19 protein-coding genes are annotated in these 16,288 nt (G+C 60.0%); 15 read left to right on the forward strand and 4 right to left on the reverse strand.

Annotation, left to right across the window (positions count from 1 at the left end; genetic code table 11):
• The first annotated feature begins 87 nt into the window (after nt 1–87).
• The 15 genes from ASD15_RS07970 to ASD15_RS08040 all read left to right on the forward strand — a co-directional run bounded on the left by ASD15_RS07970 (nt 88) and on the right by ASD15_RS08040 (nt 13,708).
• Nucleotides 88–849: a TSUP family transporter gene (locus ASD15_RS07970; protein ID WP_057154282.1), complete on the forward strand. Its 762-nt coding sequence runs from the start codon at nt 88–90 to the stop codon at nt 847–849.
• A 187-nt stretch (nt 850–1,036) separates the two neighbouring features.
• Nucleotides 1,037–2,968, forward strand: coding sequence for a tRNA uridine-5-carboxymethylaminomethyl(34) synthesis enzyme MnmG (gene mnmG / locus ASD15_RS07975; protein ID WP_057154283.1), 1,932 nt, complete (start codon nt 1,037–1,039; stop codon nt 2,966–2,968).
• A complete protein-coding gene (rsmG, locus tag ASD15_RS07980) occupies nt 2,965–3,609 on the forward strand; it encodes a 16S rRNA (guanine(527)-N(7))-methyltransferase RsmG (protein WP_057154284.1) in 645 nt (214 codons plus the stop codon). The genes mnmG and rsmG overlap by 4 nt, the downstream gene beginning before the upstream one ends.
• Before the next feature lie 96 nt (nt 3,610–3,705).
• A complete protein-coding gene (locus tag ASD15_RS07985) occupies nt 3,706–4,476 on the forward strand; it encodes a ParA family protein (RefSeq protein WP_057154285.1) in 771 nt (256 codons plus the stop codon).
• Between the two features lie 12 nt (nt 4,477–4,488).
• Nucleotides 4,489–5,376 carry a ParB/RepB/Spo0J family partition protein gene (locus ASD15_RS07990; protein WP_057154286.1) on the forward strand — a complete coding sequence of 296 codons (888 nt, stop codon included), beginning with the start codon at nt 4,489–4,491 and terminating at the stop codon, nt 5,374–5,376.
• Between the two features lie 216 nt (nt 5,377–5,592).
• Complete coding sequence (locus tag ASD15_RS07995) at nt 5,593–5,961, forward strand: ATP synthase subunit I (RefSeq protein WP_057154287.1); 369 nt, start codon at nt 5,593–5,595, stop codon at nt 5,959–5,961.
• Nucleotides 5,962–5,983: 22 nt separating this feature from the next.
• Nucleotides 5,984–6,781 carry a F0F1 ATP synthase subunit A gene (gene atpB / locus ASD15_RS08000; RefSeq protein ID WP_057154288.1) on the forward strand — a complete coding sequence of 266 codons (798 nt, stop codon included), beginning with the start codon at nt 5,984–5,986 and terminating at the stop codon, nt 6,779–6,781.
• Nucleotides 6,782–6,844: 63 nt separating this feature from the next.
• Nucleotides 6,845–7,126 carry a F0F1 ATP synthase subunit C gene (atpE, locus tag ASD15_RS08005; RefSeq protein ID WP_057154289.1) on the forward strand — a complete coding sequence of 94 codons (282 nt, stop codon included), beginning with the start codon at nt 6,845–6,847 and terminating at the stop codon, nt 7,124–7,126.
• A 38-nt stretch (nt 7,127–7,164) separates the two neighbouring features.
• Nucleotides 7,165–7,635, forward strand: a complete 471-nt coding sequence (locus ASD15_RS08010) for a F0F1 ATP synthase subunit B (protein ID WP_057154290.1) — start codon at nt 7,165–7,167, stop codon at nt 7,633–7,635.
• 2 nt (nt 7,636–7,637) lie between these two features.
• Nucleotides 7,638–8,171, forward strand: a complete 534-nt coding sequence (locus ASD15_RS08015; RefSeq protein WP_057154291.1) for a F0F1 ATP synthase subunit delta — start codon at nt 7,638–7,640, stop codon at nt 8,169–8,171.
• A gap of 71 nt (nt 8,172–8,242) precedes the next feature.
• Nucleotides 8,243–9,784 (forward strand): F0F1 ATP synthase subunit alpha, encoded by a 1,542-nt coding sequence (gene atpA / locus ASD15_RS08020; protein ID WP_057154292.1) that lies wholly within the window; start codon nt 8,243–8,245, stop codon nt 9,782–9,784.
• Nucleotides 9,785–9,845: 61 nt separating this feature from the next.
• Nucleotides 9,846–10,721, forward strand: a complete 876-nt coding sequence (gene atpG, locus ASD15_RS08025) for a F0F1 ATP synthase subunit gamma (protein ID WP_057154293.1) — start codon at nt 9,846–9,848, stop codon at nt 10,719–10,721.
• Nucleotides 10,722–10,751: 30 nt separating this feature from the next.
• On the forward strand, nt 10,752–12,152 hold the full coding sequence (gene atpD / locus ASD15_RS08030) for a F0F1 ATP synthase subunit beta (RefSeq protein ID WP_025595448.1): 1,401 nt from the start codon (nt 10,752–10,754) through the stop codon (nt 12,150–12,152).
• A gap of 60 nt (nt 12,153–12,212) precedes the next feature.
• Complete coding sequence (locus ASD15_RS08035; RefSeq protein ID WP_057154294.1) at nt 12,213–12,635, forward strand: F0F1 ATP synthase subunit epsilon; 423 nt, start codon at nt 12,213–12,215, stop codon at nt 12,633–12,635.
• Between the two features lie 113 nt (nt 12,636–12,748).
• Nucleotides 12,749–13,708, forward strand: coding sequence for a hypothetical protein (locus ASD15_RS08040; RefSeq protein ID WP_057154295.1), 960 nt, complete (start codon nt 12,749–12,751; stop codon nt 13,706–13,708).
• Here the strand turns inward: ASD15_RS08040 and ASD15_RS31580 are convergent.
• The 4 genes from ASD15_RS31580 to rsgA all read right to left on the reverse strand — a co-directional run bounded on the left by ASD15_RS31580 (nt 13,695) and on the right by rsgA (nt 16,165).
• On the reverse strand, nt 13,695–13,928 hold the full coding sequence (locus tag ASD15_RS31580) for a DUF433 domain-containing protein (protein ID WP_082551663.1): 234 nt from the start codon (nt 13,926–13,928) through the stop codon (nt 13,695–13,697). The genes ASD15_RS08040 and ASD15_RS31580 overlap by 14 nt on opposite strands.
• 52 nt (nt 13,929–13,980) lie before the next feature.
• Nucleotides 13,981–14,532, reverse strand: a complete 552-nt coding sequence (locus ASD15_RS08045; protein WP_057154296.1) for a hypothetical protein — start codon at nt 14,530–14,532, stop codon at nt 13,981–13,983.
• A gap of 44 nt (nt 14,533–14,576) precedes the next feature.
• Nucleotides 14,577–14,942 (reverse strand): VOC family protein, encoded by a 366-nt coding sequence (locus tag ASD15_RS08050; RefSeq protein WP_057154297.1) that lies wholly within the window; start codon nt 14,940–14,942, stop codon nt 14,577–14,579.
• Between the two features lie 173 nt (nt 14,943–15,115).
• Entirely contained in the window at nt 15,116–16,165 is a 1,050-nt protein-coding gene (rsgA, locus tag ASD15_RS08055; protein WP_057154298.1) for a ribosome small subunit-dependent GTPase A, read from the reverse strand.
• Between the last annotated feature and the right edge of the window lie 123 nt (nt 16,166–16,288).

Genomic DNA, 16,288 nt, shown 5'->3' on the forward strand with positions numbered 1-16,288 from the left:
ATGCGGCTCAGCTCGGCAGGGGGGCTGTTTCTTCCGTACAATGATGGGCTTGGTTGTTTCCGTGCAGGCGGTGTTCAGTGGGGCGTTATGGTTGATTATCTGGTGTTGGGTGTGGCGGCGTTCGCGGCGGGCTTGGTCGATGCGGTGGTGGGCGGGGGCGGGCTGATACAGATCCCGGCAGTGTTCTCGGTATTTCCCACCACGGCACCGGCCACCTTGCTGGGAACGAACAAGCTGGCCTCCATCTTCGGCACCGCCGCTGCCGCCGTCAATTATGCGCGCCGGGTGCGCATCGCCTGGTCCACCGCTGCGCCGGCCTCGGCGGCCGCGCTGATCTTCGCCTTCCTGGGCGCCTACACCGTCACCAGGATTCCGCCCGACTTCATGCGCAGCCTGCTGCCGGTGGTGCTGATCGCCGTGGCTGTCTACACGTTCTGCAAGAAGGATCTGGGCAGCGTGCATGCGCCGTTGCACACGGGTTTCCGCGAGCAGGCCTGGGCGGTGGTGATCGGCGCGCTGATCGGCTTCTACGACGGCTTCTTCGGCCCCGGCACCGGCAGCTTCCTGGTGTTCCTGTTCGTGCGCTTTTTCGGCTTCGACTTCCTGGCGGCGTCCGCCGTGGCGAAGGTGGTCAACGTGGCCTGCAATTTCGCGGCGCTGGTGTGGTTCGGCTACAGCGGGCACCTGCTGTGGCAGCTGGGCCTGATGATGGCCGTGTGCCAGGTGTGCGGTTCCATCCTCGGCACCAAGCTGGCGCTGAAACATGGCAGCGGCTTTGTGCGCCGCCTTTTCCTGGTGGTGGTGACGATACTGATCTTCAAGACCGGGTACGACGCGTTCCTGAAGTGATTGTTTCACGTGGAACAGTGGATGAGGGCGCTTCGGCGCCCTTTTTTACGTCCTGGCCTGGCCAATCGCAGTGTTCCACGTGGAACAATCAGAAAATTTCATGGCGATATTTCTGCCTAAAAAAGTCGCAGCAGCAAAAAGACTCTATAATCTGATCTCATTCCTCGCATTCACCCCAATACCAAAAATGTTATTTCCTACCCAATTCGACGTCATCGTCGTTGGCGGCGGTCACGCCGGCACCGAGGCGGCCCTTGCTTCTGCCCGCATGGGCCAGAAGACGCTCCTGCTGACGCACAACATCGAGACGCTGGGCCAGATGTCGTGCAACCCTTCCATCGGCGGTATCGGCAAAGGCCACCTGGTCAAGGAAGTCGACGCGATGGGCGGCGCCATGGCGATCGCCACCGATGAGGCGGGCATCCAGTTCCGCATCCTGAATTCCTCCAAAGGTCCCGCCGTGCGCGCCACCCGCGCCCAGGCCGACCGCATCCTGTACAAGCAGGCGATCCGCTCGCGCCTGGAAAACCAGCCCAACCTGTGGCTGTTCCAGCAGGCCGTGGACGACCTGATGGTGGAGGGCGACCGTGTGGTCGGCGCCGTCACCCAGATCGGCCTGAAGTTCCTGGCGCCTGCCGTGGTGCTGACGGCCGGCACTTTCCTCGACGGTAAGATCCACGTCGGCCTGCAGAACTACTCGGCCGGCCGCGCCGGCGACCCGCCCGCGATCTCGCTGTCGGCCCGCCTGAAGGAGCTGAAGCTGCCGCAGGGCCGCCTGAAAACCGGCACCCCGCCGCGCATCGACGGCCGCAGCATCGACCTGTCGGCCATGACCGAACAGCCGGGCGACCTGGACCCGGTGCCGGTGTTTTCCGTCATGGGCAACACCGCCATGCACCCGCGCCAGATGCCGTGCTGGGTGACGCACACCAACACCAAAACGCACGACATCATCCGCGCCGGCCTGGACCGTAGCCCGATGTATACCGGCGTCATCGAGGGGGTCGGCCCGCGCTATTGCCCATCCATCGAGGACAAGATTCACCGCTTCTCGTCCAAGGAATCGCACCAGATTTTCCTGGAGCCGGAAGGCTTGACGACCAACGAGTTCTACCCGAACGGCATCTCCACCAGCCTGCCGTTCGACGTGCAGATCGAGCTGGTGCGTTCGATGAAAGGCATGGAAAACGCCCACATCCTGCGCCCCGGCTACGCCATCGAATATGATTATTTCGACCCGCGCGGCCTGAAGGCGTCGCTGGAAACCAAGGCCGTGGGCGGCCTGTATTTCGCCGGCCAGATCAACGGCACCACCGGCTACGAAGAGGCGGCCGCGCAGGGCATGCTGGCCGGCATCAACGCCGCGCTGCAGACCCAGGGCAAGGACGCCTGGACCCCGGCGCGCTCGGAAGCCTACCTGGGCGTGCTGGTGGACGACCTGGTGACGCAGGGCGTGCAGGAGCCGTACCGCATGTTTACCAGCCGCGCCGAGTACCGTTTGAGCCTGCGCGAAGACAACGCGGACATGCGTTTGACCGAGATCGGCCGCAAGCTGGGCGTGGTCGGCGACGCCCAGTGGGAAGCCTTCGACCGCAAGCGCGAAGCCGTGGCCAGGGAGCTGGAGCGCCTGCGTTCCACGTGGGTGAACCCGCGCATCCTGGCGGCGGACGAGTCCGAACGCGTGATCGGCCAGGCCATCGAACGCGAGTACTCGCTGGCCGACCTGCTGCGCCGTCCGGGCGTGGCCTACGATAAGCTGATGACCATGTCCGGCATGGAAGGGCAGGCCCTGGCCGGCCCCGGCGTGGACGATGCGGCGGTACAGGAACAGGTGGAAATCCAGCTCAAATATTCGGGCTATATCGACCGCCAGAGCAAGGAAGTGGAGCGCCACGAGCACTACGAGAACCTGAAACTGCCGGAAGGTTTCAACTACCTGGACATCACCGCGCTGTCGGTGGAAGTGCGCCAGAAGCTGAACGCGCAGCGCCCGGAGACCCTGGGCCAGGCCTCGCGCATCTCCGGCGTGACCCCGGCGGCGATTTCGCTGCTGCTGGTGCACCTGAAAAAGACCGGTTTCGGCGGTTTCGTGAATTTGAAAGATGAGGCAGTGCAATGAAGGTATTCGACCGTGCAGCTTTGGCCGAAGTGTTGAACAAGGGCGTGGCGGAACTGGGTTTGGAGCTGTCCGCCGCGCAGCAGGAGCAGCTGCTGGATTACCTGGCGCTGCTGAACAAGTGGAATAGCGTCTACAACCTGACCTCGGTGCGCGATCCGATGCAGATGATGACGCTGCATTTGCTGGACTCGCTGGCCGCCGTGCCGGCCTTCCAGGGGGCGCAGAACGTGCTGGACGTGGGCGCGGGCGGCGGGCTGCCGGGCGTGGTGCTGGCGATCTCGAAGCCGGACATGAAGCTGTCCATGATCGACACCGTGCACAAGAAAACCGCCTTCCTGACGCAGGTGAAGGCGGAGCTGGGCCTGGCCAACGTGACCGTGTACACCAAGAAGGTGCAGGAACTGGAGGTCAAGCAGCCGTTCGACGTGATCACGTCGCGCGCCTTCGCCGACCTGAGCGACTTCGTGAACTGGTCCGGGCACCTGCTGGCCGAAGGCGGCCGCTTTATCGCCCTGAAAGGCACAGCGCCACAGGACGAACGCGAGCGCCTGCCGGAGCCGTGGAAGGTGGAGCGGCTGCAGGCTTTGAAAGTGCCGGGACTGGCGGCGGAGCGCCACCTGGTTTTCATCGCCAGACAGTAACGATATAAACGGTATAAATCATTTATACCGTATAAACGAAATAAACCATATAAACGATTTATACCGAATAAACGATATAGCGAATAAGAAAAGTACATGGCCAAAATTTTTTGTGTAGCGAATCAAAAGGGCGGCGTGGGCAAGACCACCACCACGGTCAACCTCTCCGCCGGACTGGCCAAACTGAACCAGCGCGTGCTGCTGGTGGACCTGGACCCGCAGGGCAACGCCACCATGGGCGCGGGCATCAACAAGGCCGGCCTTGCGGCATCGACCTATGAAGTGCTGCTGGGCCAGTCGGACGTGGCCACGGCGCGCCAGCGTTCGGAAGCCGGGCGCTTCGACGTGCTGCCGTCCAACCGCGAGCTGGCCGGCGCCGAAGTGGAGATGGTGGAACTGGACAACCGCGAGCGCCGCCTGAAGGATGCGCTGGCCGCGGTCGACAAGGAATACGACTTCATCCTGATCGACTGCCCGCCGGCGCTGTCGATGCTGACGCTGAACGGCCTGTGCGCCGCGCACGGCGTGATCATCCCGATGCAGTGCGAGTACTACGCGCTGGAAGGCTTGTCCGACCTGGTCAACACCATCAAGAAGGTGCACGCCAACCTGAACCCGGACTTGAAGATCATCGGCCTGCTGCGCGTGATGTTCGATCCGCGCATGACGCTGTCGCAGCAGGTGTCGGCGCAGCTGGAGCAGCACTTCGGCGACAAGGTCTTCAAGACCATCATTCCGCGCAACGTGCGCCTGGCCGAAGCGCCGTCCTACGGCATGCCGGGCGTGACCTTCGATCCCGCCTCCAAGGGCGCGCAGGCGTACATCGCCTTCGGCGCCGAGATGGTCAAGCGCATCAAGAAGATGTAACAGGATAAAACTATGGCAACCAAGAAACTGAAAGGCCTGGGTCGCGGCCTGGACGCCCTGTTGGGCGGCGACGGCGATCCATCCAACCCGGCGGCGAACGGCGGCGCGCCGACCGAGCTGGCCGTGGCACAGATGCAAGCCGGCAAGTACCAGCCGCGCACGCGCATGGACGAGGGTGGGCTGGCCGAGCTGGCCGCCTCCATCAAGACCCAGGGCATCATGCAGCCCATCCTGGTGCGGCCGATCGCGCCGGCCAAGGGCAGTGTGGTCAAATATGAAATCATCGCCGGAGAACGCCGTTTCCGCGCGGCGCAGCTGGCCGGCCTGGAAAACGTGCCGGTCCTGGTGCGCGAGGTGGACGACAAGACCGCCGCCGCCATGGCGCTGATCGAGAACATCCAGCGCGAGGACCTGAATCCGCTGGAAGAGGCGCAGGGCATCCAGCGCCTGATCACCGACTTCGATTTCACCCACGAGCAGGCGGCCACGGCCGTCGGCCGCTCGCGCAGCGCCGTGTCCAATCTGTTAAGGCTGATCAACCTGGCGGCGCCGGTGCAGACCATGCTGATGGCCGGCGACATCGACATGGGCCATGCCCGCGCCCTGCTGGCGGTCGATGCCGCCACCCAGATCACCCTGGCTAACGTTGTTGTGGCGAAACGCCTATCGGTGCGCGAAACGGAAAAGCTGGTGCAGCGCGCGCAGGAGGAGCAATCCGAGCAGGCCCAGCGCAAGCAAAAAGACAAGTCCGGCGACATCCTGCGCCTGGAGGAAGAACTGGCCGACCTGCTGGCCACGCCAGTGGTGTTCAAGATGGGCGCCAAGGGCCGCGGCCAGATGGTGATCGATTTTGCCGACCTGGATGTGCTGGACGGATTGCTGACACGCTTGCGCGGCTAAGTTACAAGCCGGTAACCAGAAGTCGTGGCAACGTTGACACTATGATAGCGCGCACACCGTGCGCTATCTTGGTGCATCTACTCTAAAAGCGGTGCAAAACCGTATCTTTCTTGCCCAAACAGCCATGTTGCGGCGCACCATGTTTGACCAAACTAAGCAATTCCTAATATAATCCCGTGTCTTTAGGTGTATACGCTTTCTCTGGGAACCCGGCAAGTGAGTGATTTTTTTCAGCGCATTGCCTCTCCGGTGTTTAAAGTAGTTGCCTTGCAGTTCACAATCGCCACGTTTTTTTCCGCCGCCACCGCATATTTCGGCAGCGTTGAGAGAGGCTGGTCTGCCGCTTTAGGCGGAGCGATCGCAGTCATCGGGAGCCTGGTGTACGCGATGATTGTCGCGGGCGAAACGAATGACGCCAAGAAAGCATTCCGGACGCATTTCCGCGCCGAGATGGTTAAAGTTTTCATAACGGCAGCGCTGTTCATTGCGGCGCTGGTACTGTTCTCGTCGGCCGCATGGTTATGGCTGATCATAGGTTTCGCGGTAGCGACCCTGGCTTACTGGTTCGCGCTGCTAGCAGTTTAATTAACAATATCTGGCAAACATTATGACCACTGAACACGGGGGCCACGCGGCCCCGGCTAACGCCACAGAGTACATTCAGCACCACTTGTCGCACCTGAAAAATGCGGACGCCACCATCAACCTGGACACGTTCTGGGTTTCGGCCATTCTGGGCCTGGTGTTTATCGGCGTGTTCGCCATGGCTGCGCGCCGCGCCACCCCCGGCGTGCCGGGCAAGCTGCAGAATTTCGTCGAATGGATCATGGAACTGGTCAACGACACCGTCAATTCCGCTTTCCACGCCAAGAGCGCCGTCATCGCGCCGCTGGCCATCACCATTTTCGTCTGGGTATGGCTGATGAACGCGATGGACTTCCTGCCGGTTGACCTGCTGCCGAAAGTGCTGGAATTCTTCGGCGTCTACAAGCTGCGCGTGGTGCCGACGGCCGACGTGAACCACACCTTCGGCATGTCGATCGGCGTGCTGCTGTGCATTATCGGCTTCTCGATCAAGGCCAAGGGCGTCGGCGGCTGGGGTAAGGAACTGTTTACCGCCCCGTTCCACGCGCACGGCATCGCCGCCATCTTCCTGGCGCCGGTCAACTTCATCTTCCAGATGCTGGAACTGCTGGCCAAACCAATTTCGCTGTCGCTGCGACTGTTCGGCAACATGTACGCCGGCGAGCTGATTTTCATTCTGATCGCGTTGTTGCCTTGGTGGGCGCAGTGGCTGTTGGGTGGTCCATGGGCAATCTTCCACATCCTGATTGTAACTCTGCAAGCTTTTGTGTTTATGGCGTTGACGGTTGTGTACCTCTCCCTCGCGGTTGAGAAGCATTAATCAGCAACTTTATTTTTAGTTTTTGAAGTATCTTTCGTTTTTTTTAAATTTAGGAGAAATCTAATGCAAGCTCTGATCGCACAAGTACAAAGCATGACCGTTCTGGCCGTAGCAATCATCATTGGCCTGGGCGCCATCGGTACCGCACTCGGCTTCGCTATCCTGGGTGGCAAGTTCCTGGAAGCTTCGGCACGTCAACCAGAACTGATGCCACAACTGCAAACCAAACTGTTCGTTATCGCCGGTCTGCTGGACGCGATCTCCATGATCGGCGTTGGTGTTGCTCTGCTGTTCACGTTCAACAACCCGTTCCTGACCGCCCTGACCGCCGCTGTAGCGCAGTAATCACCGCTCCAACCGGGGAAACTTTTTAGGAGCAAGGTATGGACATTAATATGTCGCTCATCGGCCAGATGATCACCTTCGCGGTGCTCGTTTGGTTCTCGATGAAATTCGTTTTCCCAGCGTTGAATTCCACGCTGGACGAGCGTGCCAAGCGTATCGCCGATGGTCTGGCTGCGGCCGACCAGGGCAAGGCTTCGATGGAAATCGCTGAAAAGCGTGCTTCCGAAGCCCTGACCTCCGCCCGCGACGAAGCTGCCCAGCGCGTCGCGGACGCCGAGAAGCGTGCGCAACTGGTGGCTGAAGAAATCAAGGCCAACGCCAAAGCCGAAGCGGACCGCATCATTGCGCAAGCCAAAGCTGAAGCCGAACAGCAAGTTACCCAGGCCCGCGAAGCTCTGCGCGCCCAGGTGGCCGACCTGGCGGTCAAAGGTGCCGAGCAGATCTTGAAGCGTGAAGTCACCGCGTCGGCCCACGCCGACCTGCTGGCCCGCCTCGCGACTGAGCTGTAATCATGGCTGAACTCGCAACCGTCGCCCGTCCCTACGCGGAAGCCCTCTTCCGCGTAGCCCAAGCCGGCAACCTCGCGCAGTGGTCCGATCTGGTGTCCGAACTGGCCCAGATCGGCGGCAACGCCGATGTGCTGGACTATGCCCGCAATCCGAAAGTTTCGGAAAGCGATGTCATCGCCACCATTCAGTCTCTGGTGAAATCGCCGCTGAACGCGGAAGCCAATAACTTCCTCGGCATGCTGGTCGCCAACAATCGTATCGAATTGCTGCCGGAGATCGGCGCCCAATTCCAGCTGTTGAAAAACAGCGCGGAAGGTGCGGCGGATGCCGAGATCACGAGCGCGTTCGACATGAGCGCCGCCCAGGTTGCCGAGCTGGTTGCCACGCTGGAAAAGAAATTCAGCCGCAAGATCAACCCGAGCGTGACCGTAGACCCATCGTTGATCGGTGGCGTGCGCGTGGTCGTCGGTGACGAAGTGCTCGACACTTCGGTCCGCGCCAGGCTGCAGCAGATGCGCGTCGCGCTGGTCGCTTAAGACCCGCTGGCCGCTACGGCAGACCAAATATACCCTCGCGCAAGCGGAGAGAACTACATTTAGGAGTTAGTATGCAACTCAACCCATCTGAAATCAGCGAGCTGATCAAGAGCCGGATCCAAGGCATTGATGGCGGCGCTGAAGTGCGCAATCAAGGCACGGTTATTTCCGTAGCCGACGGTATCTGCCGCATCCACGGTCTGTCGGACGTAATGCAAGGCGAGATGCTGGAATTCCCAGGCAATACTTTCGGCCTGGCGATGAACTTGGAGCGCGACTCGGTCGGCGCCGTGATCCTGGGTGCTTACGAGCACATCTCGGAAGGCGACACCGTCAAGTGCACCGGCCGCATCCTGGAAGTGCCAGTCGGTCCTGAACTGCGCGGCCGCGTGGTCAACGCCCTGGGCCAGCCGATCGACGGCAAAGGTCCGGTCGAAGCCAAGCTGACCTCGCCTATCGAGAAGATCGCACCGGGCGTGATCGCCCGTGAGTCCGTGTCGCAGCCTATGCAGACCGGCCTGAAGTCGATCGACGCGATGGTACCGATTGGCCGTGGCCAGCGTGAGCTGATCATTGGCGACCGCCAGACTGGTAAGTCGGCGGTGGCGGTTGATGCGATCATCAACCAAAAAGGCCAGGGCATGACTTGCATCTACGTTGCAATCGGCCAGAAAGCTTCCACCATCAAGAACATCGTGCGCTCGCTGGAAACGCACGGCGCGATGGAGTACACCATTGTCGTGGCTGCCACCGCGTCGGAATCGGCAGCGATGCAGTACATCTCGGCCTACTCCGGCTGCACCATGGGCGAATACTTCCGCGACCGCGGCGAAGACGCCCTGATCGTGTACGATGACCTGTCGAAGCAAGCAGTTGCCTACCGTCAGATCTCCCTGCTGCTGCGCCGCCCACCAGGCCGCGAAGCGTACCCAGGCGACGTGTTCTACCTGCACAGCCGCCTGCTGGAACGCGCAGCACGCGTGAACGCCGACTACGTCGAAGCCTTCACCAAGGGTGAAGTCAAAGGCAAGACCGGCTCGCTGACCGCACTGCCTATCATCGAAACCCAGGCTGGCGACGTTTCGGCGTTCGTGCCAACCAACGTGATTTCGATTACCGACGGCCAGATCTTCCTGGAAACCTCGCTGTTCAACTCCGGTATCCGTCCTGCGATTAACGCGGGTATCTCGGTATCGCGCGTTGGTGGCGCGGCCCAGACCAAGGTCATCAAAAACCTGTCCGGCGGTATCCGTACCGACTTGGCGCAGTACCGTGAACTGGCTGCGTTCGCGCAGTTCGCTTCCGACCTGGACGAATCGACCCGCAAACAGCTGGACCGCGGCGCACGCGTGACCGAACTGCTGAAGCAGGCGCAGTACTCGCCGCTGTCGATTTCCCTGATGGGCGCATCGCTGTTCGCAGTGAACAAGGGCTTCCTGGACGACGTGGCAGTGAAGAAAGTACTGCCATTCGAAGCCGGCCTGCACGCCTACCTGAAGACCAAGCAAGCTGCTCTGCTGGCCAAGATCGAAGAAACCAAGCAACTGGACAAAGACGGCGAAGCCGCCCTGTCGGCCGCCATTGCTGATTTCAAGAAATCCGGCGCATTTTAAGCGGCACGGCGGCCGGGGTTGCGACCCCGGGCCGCCTTCAGCGCAGAAGGAGTAAGGACTCATGGCAGTAGGCAAAGAGATACGTGGCAAGATCAAAAGCGTAGAGAATACGAAAAAGATCACCAAGGCGATGGAAATGGTCGCCGCATCGAAAATGCGCAAGGCGCAGGATCGCATGCGCGCCGCCCGTCCCTACAGTGACAAGGTTCGTAATATCGCCGCTAATCTGGCGACCGCCAACCCTGAATACACGCACCCGTTCCTGGCGCAAGCCCAGGGAACCGAAGCGAAGGCAGTGGGTTTCATCATCGTCACGACCGACAAGGGTCTGTGCGGTGGCCTGAACACCAACGTGCTGCGCATGGTGACGGCGAAAACGCGCGAGCTGGAAACGGCCGGCGTCAAGGTTGAAGCGGTAGCCATCGGTAACAAAGGTTTGGGGTTCTTGAATCGGGTAGGCGTCCCTGTTGTTGCGCAAGCAACGCAGATCGGCGACACGCCGCATCTGGAGAAACTGATCGGGCCTGTGAAGGTCATGCTCGAGAAGTTCACGGAAGGCAAACTCGACGCAGTGTACCTGTGCTATACCAAGTTCATCAACACGATGAAGCAAGAGCCGCAAGTGCAGCAGCTGCTGCCGCTGACGGCGGACAACATCACGGCCGACAAGGGTAGCCTCAAGTGGGACTACATCTACGAGCCGGATGCAGCGACCGTGATTGACGAACTGCTGGAGCGCTACATTGAAGCGCTGGTATACCAGGCGGTGGCGGAAAACCTGGCGTCCGAGCAATCGGCCCGCATGGTGGCGATGAAAGCCGCCAGCGACAACGCAGGTAGCGTCATCGGTGAACTGAAGCTGATCTATAACAAGACGCGTCAGGCTGCGATTACCAAAGAACTCTCCGAAATCGTTGCCGGTGCGGCTGCGGTTTAAACGAATTTAACTATATTTGAAGGAACGAACATGGCTGATGGCAAAATCGTTCAGTGTATCGGCGCTGTGGTGGACGTTGAGTTTCCACGCAACGCGATGCCTAAGGTATTTGATGCCTTGAAAATGGAAGGCTCCGAGCTGACCCTGGAAGTACAACAACAGCTGGGCGACGGCGTGGTCCGTACCATTGCTCTGGGTTCGTCCGACGGCCTGCGCCGCGGCATGATGATCCAGAACACCGGCAAACCAATCATGGTTCCCGTGGGTAAAGCCACGCTGGGCCGCATCATGGACGTGCTGGGCAACCCGATCGACGAATGCGGTCCAGTTGCGCACGACCAGATCGCTTCGATCCACCGCACGGCCCCTGCGTACGACGAACTGTCGCCATCGCAAGACCTGCTGGAAACCGGCATCAAGGTGATCGACCTGGTGTGCCCGTTCGCCAAAGGCGGTAAAGTCGGTCTGTTCGGCGGTGCAGGTGTGGGCAAGACCGTGAACATGATGGAACTGATCAACAACATCGCCAAAGCGCACTCGGGTCTGTCCGTGTTCGCCGGCGTGGGCGAGCGTACCCGCGAAGGTAACGACTTCTACCACGAGATGGCCGATGCAAAAGTGGTGGATCTGGAAAACCCGGAAAACTCCAAAGTCGCGATGGTGTATGGTCAGATGAATGAACCACCAGGCAACCGTCTGCGCGTCGCGCTGACCGGTCTGACCATGGCCGAAGCGTTCCGTGACGAAGGCAAAGACGTTCTGTTCTTCGTGGACAACATCTACCGCTTCACCCTGGCCGGTACCGAAGTATCCGCACTGCTGGGCCGTATGCCTTCCGCAGTGGGCTACCAGCCTACCCTGGCCGAAGAAATGGGCCGCCTGCAAGAGCGTATTACGTCCACCAAGACCGGTTCGATCACCTCGATCCAGGCCGTGTACGTTCCAGCGGATGACTTGACCGACCCGTCGCCAGCGACCACCTTCGGCCACCTGGATTCGACCGTGGTTCTGTCGCGTGACATCGCCTCGCTGGGTATCTACCCTGCGGTGGACCCGCTGGACTCGACCTCGCGCCAGCTGGACCCGCTGGTCGTGGGCCAGGACCACTACGACACCGCGCGTGCCGTACAGGGCACCCTGCAGCGCTACAAGGAACTGCGCGACATTATCGCGATTCTGGGCATGGACGAACTGGCGCCGGAAGACAAGCTGCTGGTGGCACGCGCTCGTAAGATGCAGCGTTTCCTGTCGCAGCCGTTCCACGTCGCTGAAGTGTTCACCGGTTCGCCAGGTAAATACGTTTCGCTGAAAGACACGATCAAGGGCTTCAAGATGATCGCTTCGGGCGAACTGGACCACCTGCCGGAACAGGCGTTCTACATGGTCGGCACGATCGAAGAAGCAATCGAAAAAGCCAAAAAACTCAACTAATCGCTGAGTTTGCTTCGGCCCCGCCGCAAGGCGGGGCCGTCATATCCCGATAGGACACACATGGCAAATACCATACACGTAGACGTGGTTTCCGCGGAAGAGCAGATCTTCTCGGGCGAAGCCGAATTCGTCGCGTTGCCGGGCGAGCAGGGCGAGCTGGGTATCTACCCCAAGCACACCCCGCTGATCACCCGTATTCGTCCAGGCGCGGTACGCATCAAGGTAGCGGGCAAGGCTGAAGAAGAGTTCGTCTTCGTCGCCGGCGGCCTGCTGGAAGTGCAGCCGAACGCCGTCACGGTACTGGCTGACACCGCGATCCGTGGTGCAGACCTGGATGAAGCCAAAGCCTCGGCCGCCAAGAAACTGGCGGAAGAAGCGCTGGCCAACAACACCGGCAGCATCGACTACGCGAAAGCGCAAGCCGAGCTGGCCGCCGCGATCGGCCAACTGGCCGCCATCGCCAAACTGCGCGCCAAGCAATAAGCTCGGTCAGCAGACGCCAAAAAGGCAGCTTCGGCTGCCTTTTTTATTGCTCGAAATATATTTATACTATTGCTTTTATGGCAAACTGCGCATTTCCCGGTTGAAATTCGCATATGAAACAGTATCTGATCGCCTGCCTGGGCCTGGTTGCCTTTCTGCCCTGCTTTGCGGCTGATGCACCGCCGACCATCGAGGTGCACAGCCTTGCGCGGGAGTTTGTGACCTTCTGGGACGGCAGCCAGGGCATGCCGGAAGCGCAGCGCGTGGCGGCGTTTAAAACACAGATCGGCGCGCGTTTCCCGGAGTTCTACGGTACTGAACGCTACGCCGGCACGCGCACGCAGGCCGAGCAGGATGAGCTGATACGCCGCAATCTGGCCGGCTTTGGTCCGATGCGGCAGGCTTACCTGGATAAAGTGGCCCGCTTCGATGCGGATCTGCCGCGGCACATCGCGACCTTCACTGCAGCGTTTCCCGAGTTTAAGCCGACAGTGAGCACCTACTTCGTTCATTCGCTCGGCGAAATGGACGGCGGCACGCGCGAGCTGAACGGCCGCAACTATCTGATCTTCGGCGCCGACGGCATGGTGCGCTATCACGGCGCCGGCGACGAAGCCGCCTTTTTTCATCACGAGCTGTTCCATATCCACCATGCGGCCCAGGCGGTGAACTGCGACGACGACAGGCTGGCGGACCGCCTGTGGACCGAGGGCTTGGCCACCTACATGTCGAAAGTCATGAACCCGCAGGCCAGCGACCAGGAAATGCTGCTTGACCTGCCAAAAGGCAGCGCCGATCTCGTCCGGAGCCGGATTTATGCCAGCCTGGCTCAACTGGAGCAGGTGTTGGACAGTGGCGACCGCCAGCAATTTGCGAGTCTGTTCCTGATGGACGGCCGTAGCGAAGGCGGGCTGCCGCCCCGGCGCGGCTATATGCTGGGTTATCTGATCGCCCAGGAACTGGGCAAATCCCGCAGCCCGGCGCAACTCGCCAAGCTCAGCTGCGCGGAAGCGCGTCCGCTGATGGCCGCAGCGATACGCAGTCTGCAGCAGCAGCCCCTCAAGGAACACTGAGCCGCCCGTCGCGTACCAAGGCATAAGCGTTTAGTACAGTTTGGGCGAGCCATGTCGCTACAGCGGCGCTTCTGCTCACGGACGGGAACTGATCGAGGACCTCCTCAAGCGGATCTCCTGCCGCGAGGCAGTCGAACATGTTTCTGACCGGCACACGCGTTCCGACAAAGATTGGAACCCCCTGGATTTGCGGGTCGCCCTGAATGGCAGTCGCGTGCATTTTTGCCTCCTTCAACTACTCCATACTGGCTCCGTACGCGGCCGGCGAAAAATCAACTGCACATGCCATAGGCTTTACGGTCTTCGAAATAACGGTAGGTGAATGTGCGGACCGGATAACGCTCGCGTTCGATCACCATCGGCGGCGGCGTGAAATCGAAACGGTCCGGCAGCTTGCCTTTGAATTGCAGGCGGAAGCGGAATTGGGTGGCGTCCGACCTTGCGGTCGCCACCATCAGCACAGGCATTTCCTTGATGACTTCCACCATTTCAGGCCGCGCGCTGGTGCCGCGCTGGTAAATACTGGCAATTTCTGCATTCATGAGCGGCGCGCCTTTGGGCTGGTAAATTTTGAATGCGCGGCTGGTGAATTGCGCTTGGGTATTCCGAGGCAGCATATAAACCAGCCCAATCTCCACACCGCCCTCCGGTATTGCGACGGGCGCTGTGGCCGTCACATAAATGCCATCGGGTAGATCAAAACGCGATTCATCCACCCAGTTCCTGCAATCAGGCGTTTTTGCCTGGTACAAGTCGGCGGGAGTGTACTTATCGCCGCAAGCGGCCAGGGCAAGCAACAGGAAAAGAGGCGCGTAGCGGCGCATAAGGATTACCGGTGAGTAGTTGAATACCCGCATGGTATCAGAAATCAGCGCTTCTCTTCCATTAAAGCCAGCAAATGGCCGTCGGGATCGCGGAAGAACGCCATCCACAATTCATGATCCGACATTTTTGTCACCAAATGCGGGGTGCCATCGAATGGGACGGATTTTTCTTTCAGCTTATCGGCGACGGCTTCAATGTCTTTCACGGTAAAGTAAATACAGGTCCCTTGCCCTGGGTAAACCTGTCGGTCCGTGCCTTCCAACATTAAGCGGACACCGTCGCAGTCAAAAAACACCAGCTCGCCGAAACGGTAGAGCTTGTGCATTCCCAATGTTTCGCCGTAAAACTTCTCGGCCTGGTCCGCATCGGATACGGCCAGTGCGATCTGGCCAATTTTGCATAACGCCATTTTCACCTCCTGAACTAAGTCGACTTTCCTAGACTAGGCGCTTTGCGGCACGCATTCAAGCGTGCCGGGTTGATTATGCACAAATCAGGCACGATCAAGCCAGAAACTGGCATGAATTTGGCGGAAAAGGGCCGGGCGGACGCTCTGAAACCCCACAGCGTCCGCCTGATGGCTTAGTTCCGTTTATCGTGGCTGCGCTTGGTGCCAGCCTTGTTCAGCACTTTCCACTTCGCCCGCTGCGCAATCCTTTCCAGCGGGGTTTGCAGGCTGCGCTGCGCATCGCGCATAAGCTTGTGAAAATTTAATAACCGGTCGGCATGGATATTCCCGCGCACGGCACAACCGGGTTCCGATTCATGTCGGCAGTCGCGGAATTGGCAAGCGGCGGCCAGTATGTCGATATCGGAGAATACCGATGACAAGGCTTCTTCATCCGCGTCCGGCCGCCAGGTGCGCAATCCTGGCGTGTCGATAATACAAGCGCCATCCGGGCACAAATGCAGGGAACGGGCGGTTGTCGTGTGGCGTCCCCTGCCGTCGCCTTTTCTGATACCGCCGGTTTCCTGATGCGCTGCGCTTAATGTATTGGTCAGCGTCGATTTTCCCGCGCCGGATGAACCAAGCAGGCATAATGTCTGCCCGGCGCCCAGCCAGGGTTTTAATTCACCGATCGCTTCCGGACTTAATGCGTTGGTGTAAATTATTGGGATATAAGCGGGCAAGCGATCGCGAATAGCGTCAATACGCTGGCCGGTATTCCGGCAAATGTCGGATTTGGTCAGAACGATAACCGGCGCAATGTCGGCGGATTGCACCATCGCGATATAACGTTCCAGTCTGCGCAGATTGAAATCGTTATCCAGGCCCATTACCAGCAATGCTGTATCGATATTGCTGGCGATTGATTGACGGTGCCCGTCCGCTGCGCGGCGGGCGATTAGATTGACTGGGGATAAGCGTTGGCTTATCCACAGTTCATTTTCGCCATGGTTTTCAAGGACGATCCAGTCCCCTACCGCGAGCGTGCAGTCAGCCCACACCCGGGGCAGCGCGCGCGCCTTATATTCGCGCTCGCCATCGTGAACCGTGAACCAGCTGCGCTGCACTTCGGTTATTCGCATCAGGCGTGCGCCTTCAGCGGCGGGCTCCAGCGTATGTAATTGGCTGGCGGTGAATTGCTGAAATCCGATGCGGCGTAAAACTTCGAAATTGAATTCGATCATGATGAGTGGTGTTCCTGTATCCGGGGTCGCTCGCGGCGCGCGCGAGCACAGCCATCCGCGAAAAGCGGAGGCGCGAAAAGTCAGGGATAGGCCGGCGCGCGATCAGGCGCGGCTCGACACCAG

The sequence above is a fragment of the Massilia sp. Root351 genome, from assembly GCF_001425045.1.
GTDB lineage: Bacteria > Pseudomonadota > Gammaproteobacteria > Burkholderiales > Burkholderiaceae_D > Rugamonas.

Excerpts from the sequence above, each read along its gene's own strand:
- ASD15_RS07970 (WP_057154282.1), top strand. The coding sequence starts at position 88 with ATGGTTGATTATCTGGTGTTGGGTGTGGCGGCGTTCGCGGCGGGCTTG.
- mnmG (WP_057154283.1), top strand. The coding sequence starts at position 1,037 with ATGTTATTTCCTACCCAATTCGACGTCATCGTCGTTGGCGGCGGTCAC.
- rsmG (WP_057154284.1), top strand. The coding sequence starts at position 2,965 with ATGAAGGTATTCGACCGTGCAGCTTTGGCCGAAGTGTTGAACAAGGGC.
- ASD15_RS07985 (WP_057154285.1), top strand. The coding sequence starts at position 3,706 with ATGGCCAAAATTTTTTGTGTAGCGAATCAAAAGGGCGGCGTGGGCAAG.
- ASD15_RS07990 (WP_057154286.1), top strand. The coding sequence starts at position 4,489 with ATGGCAACCAAGAAACTGAAAGGCCTGGGTCGCGGCCTGGACGCCCTG.
- atpB (WP_057154288.1), top strand. The coding sequence starts at position 5,984 with ATGACCACTGAACACGGGGGCCACGCGGCCCCGGCTAACGCCACAGAG.
- atpE (WP_057154289.1), top strand. The coding sequence starts at position 6,845 with ATGCAAGCTCTGATCGCACAAGTACAAAGCATGACCGTTCTGGCCGTA.
- ASD15_RS08010 (WP_057154290.1), top strand. The coding sequence starts at position 7,165 with ATGGACATTAATATGTCGCTCATCGGCCAGATGATCACCTTCGCGGTG.
- ASD15_RS08015 (WP_057154291.1), top strand. The coding sequence starts at position 7,638 with ATGGCTGAACTCGCAACCGTCGCCCGTCCCTACGCGGAAGCCCTCTTC.
- atpA (WP_057154292.1), top strand. The coding sequence starts at position 8,243 with ATGCAACTCAACCCATCTGAAATCAGCGAGCTGATCAAGAGCCGGATC.
- atpG (WP_057154293.1), top strand. The coding sequence starts at position 9,846 with ATGGCAGTAGGCAAAGAGATACGTGGCAAGATCAAAAGCGTAGAGAAT.
- atpD (WP_025595448.1), top strand. The coding sequence starts at position 10,752 with ATGGCTGATGGCAAAATCGTTCAGTGTATCGGCGCTGTGGTGGACGTT.
- ASD15_RS08035 (WP_057154294.1), top strand. The coding sequence starts at position 12,213 with ATGGCAAATACCATACACGTAGACGTGGTTTCCGCGGAAGAGCAGATC.
- ASD15_RS08040 (WP_057154295.1), top strand. The coding sequence starts at position 12,749 with ATGAAACAGTATCTGATCGCCTGCCTGGGCCTGGTTGCCTTTCTGCCC.
- ASD15_RS31580 (WP_082551663.1), bottom strand. The coding sequence starts at position 13,928 with ATGCACGCGACTGCCATTCAGGGCGACCCGCAAATCCAGGGGGTTCCA.
- ASD15_RS08045 (WP_057154296.1), bottom strand. The coding sequence starts at position 14,532 with ATGCGCCGCTACGCGCCTCTTTTCCTGTTGCTTGCCCTGGCCGCTTGC.
- ASD15_RS08050 (WP_057154297.1), bottom strand. The coding sequence starts at position 14,942 with ATGGCGTTATGCAAAATTGGCCAGATCGCACTGGCCGTATCCGATGCG.
- rsgA (WP_057154298.1), bottom strand. The coding sequence starts at position 16,165 with ATGATCGAATTCAATTTCGAAGTTTTACGCCGCATCGGATTTCAGCAA.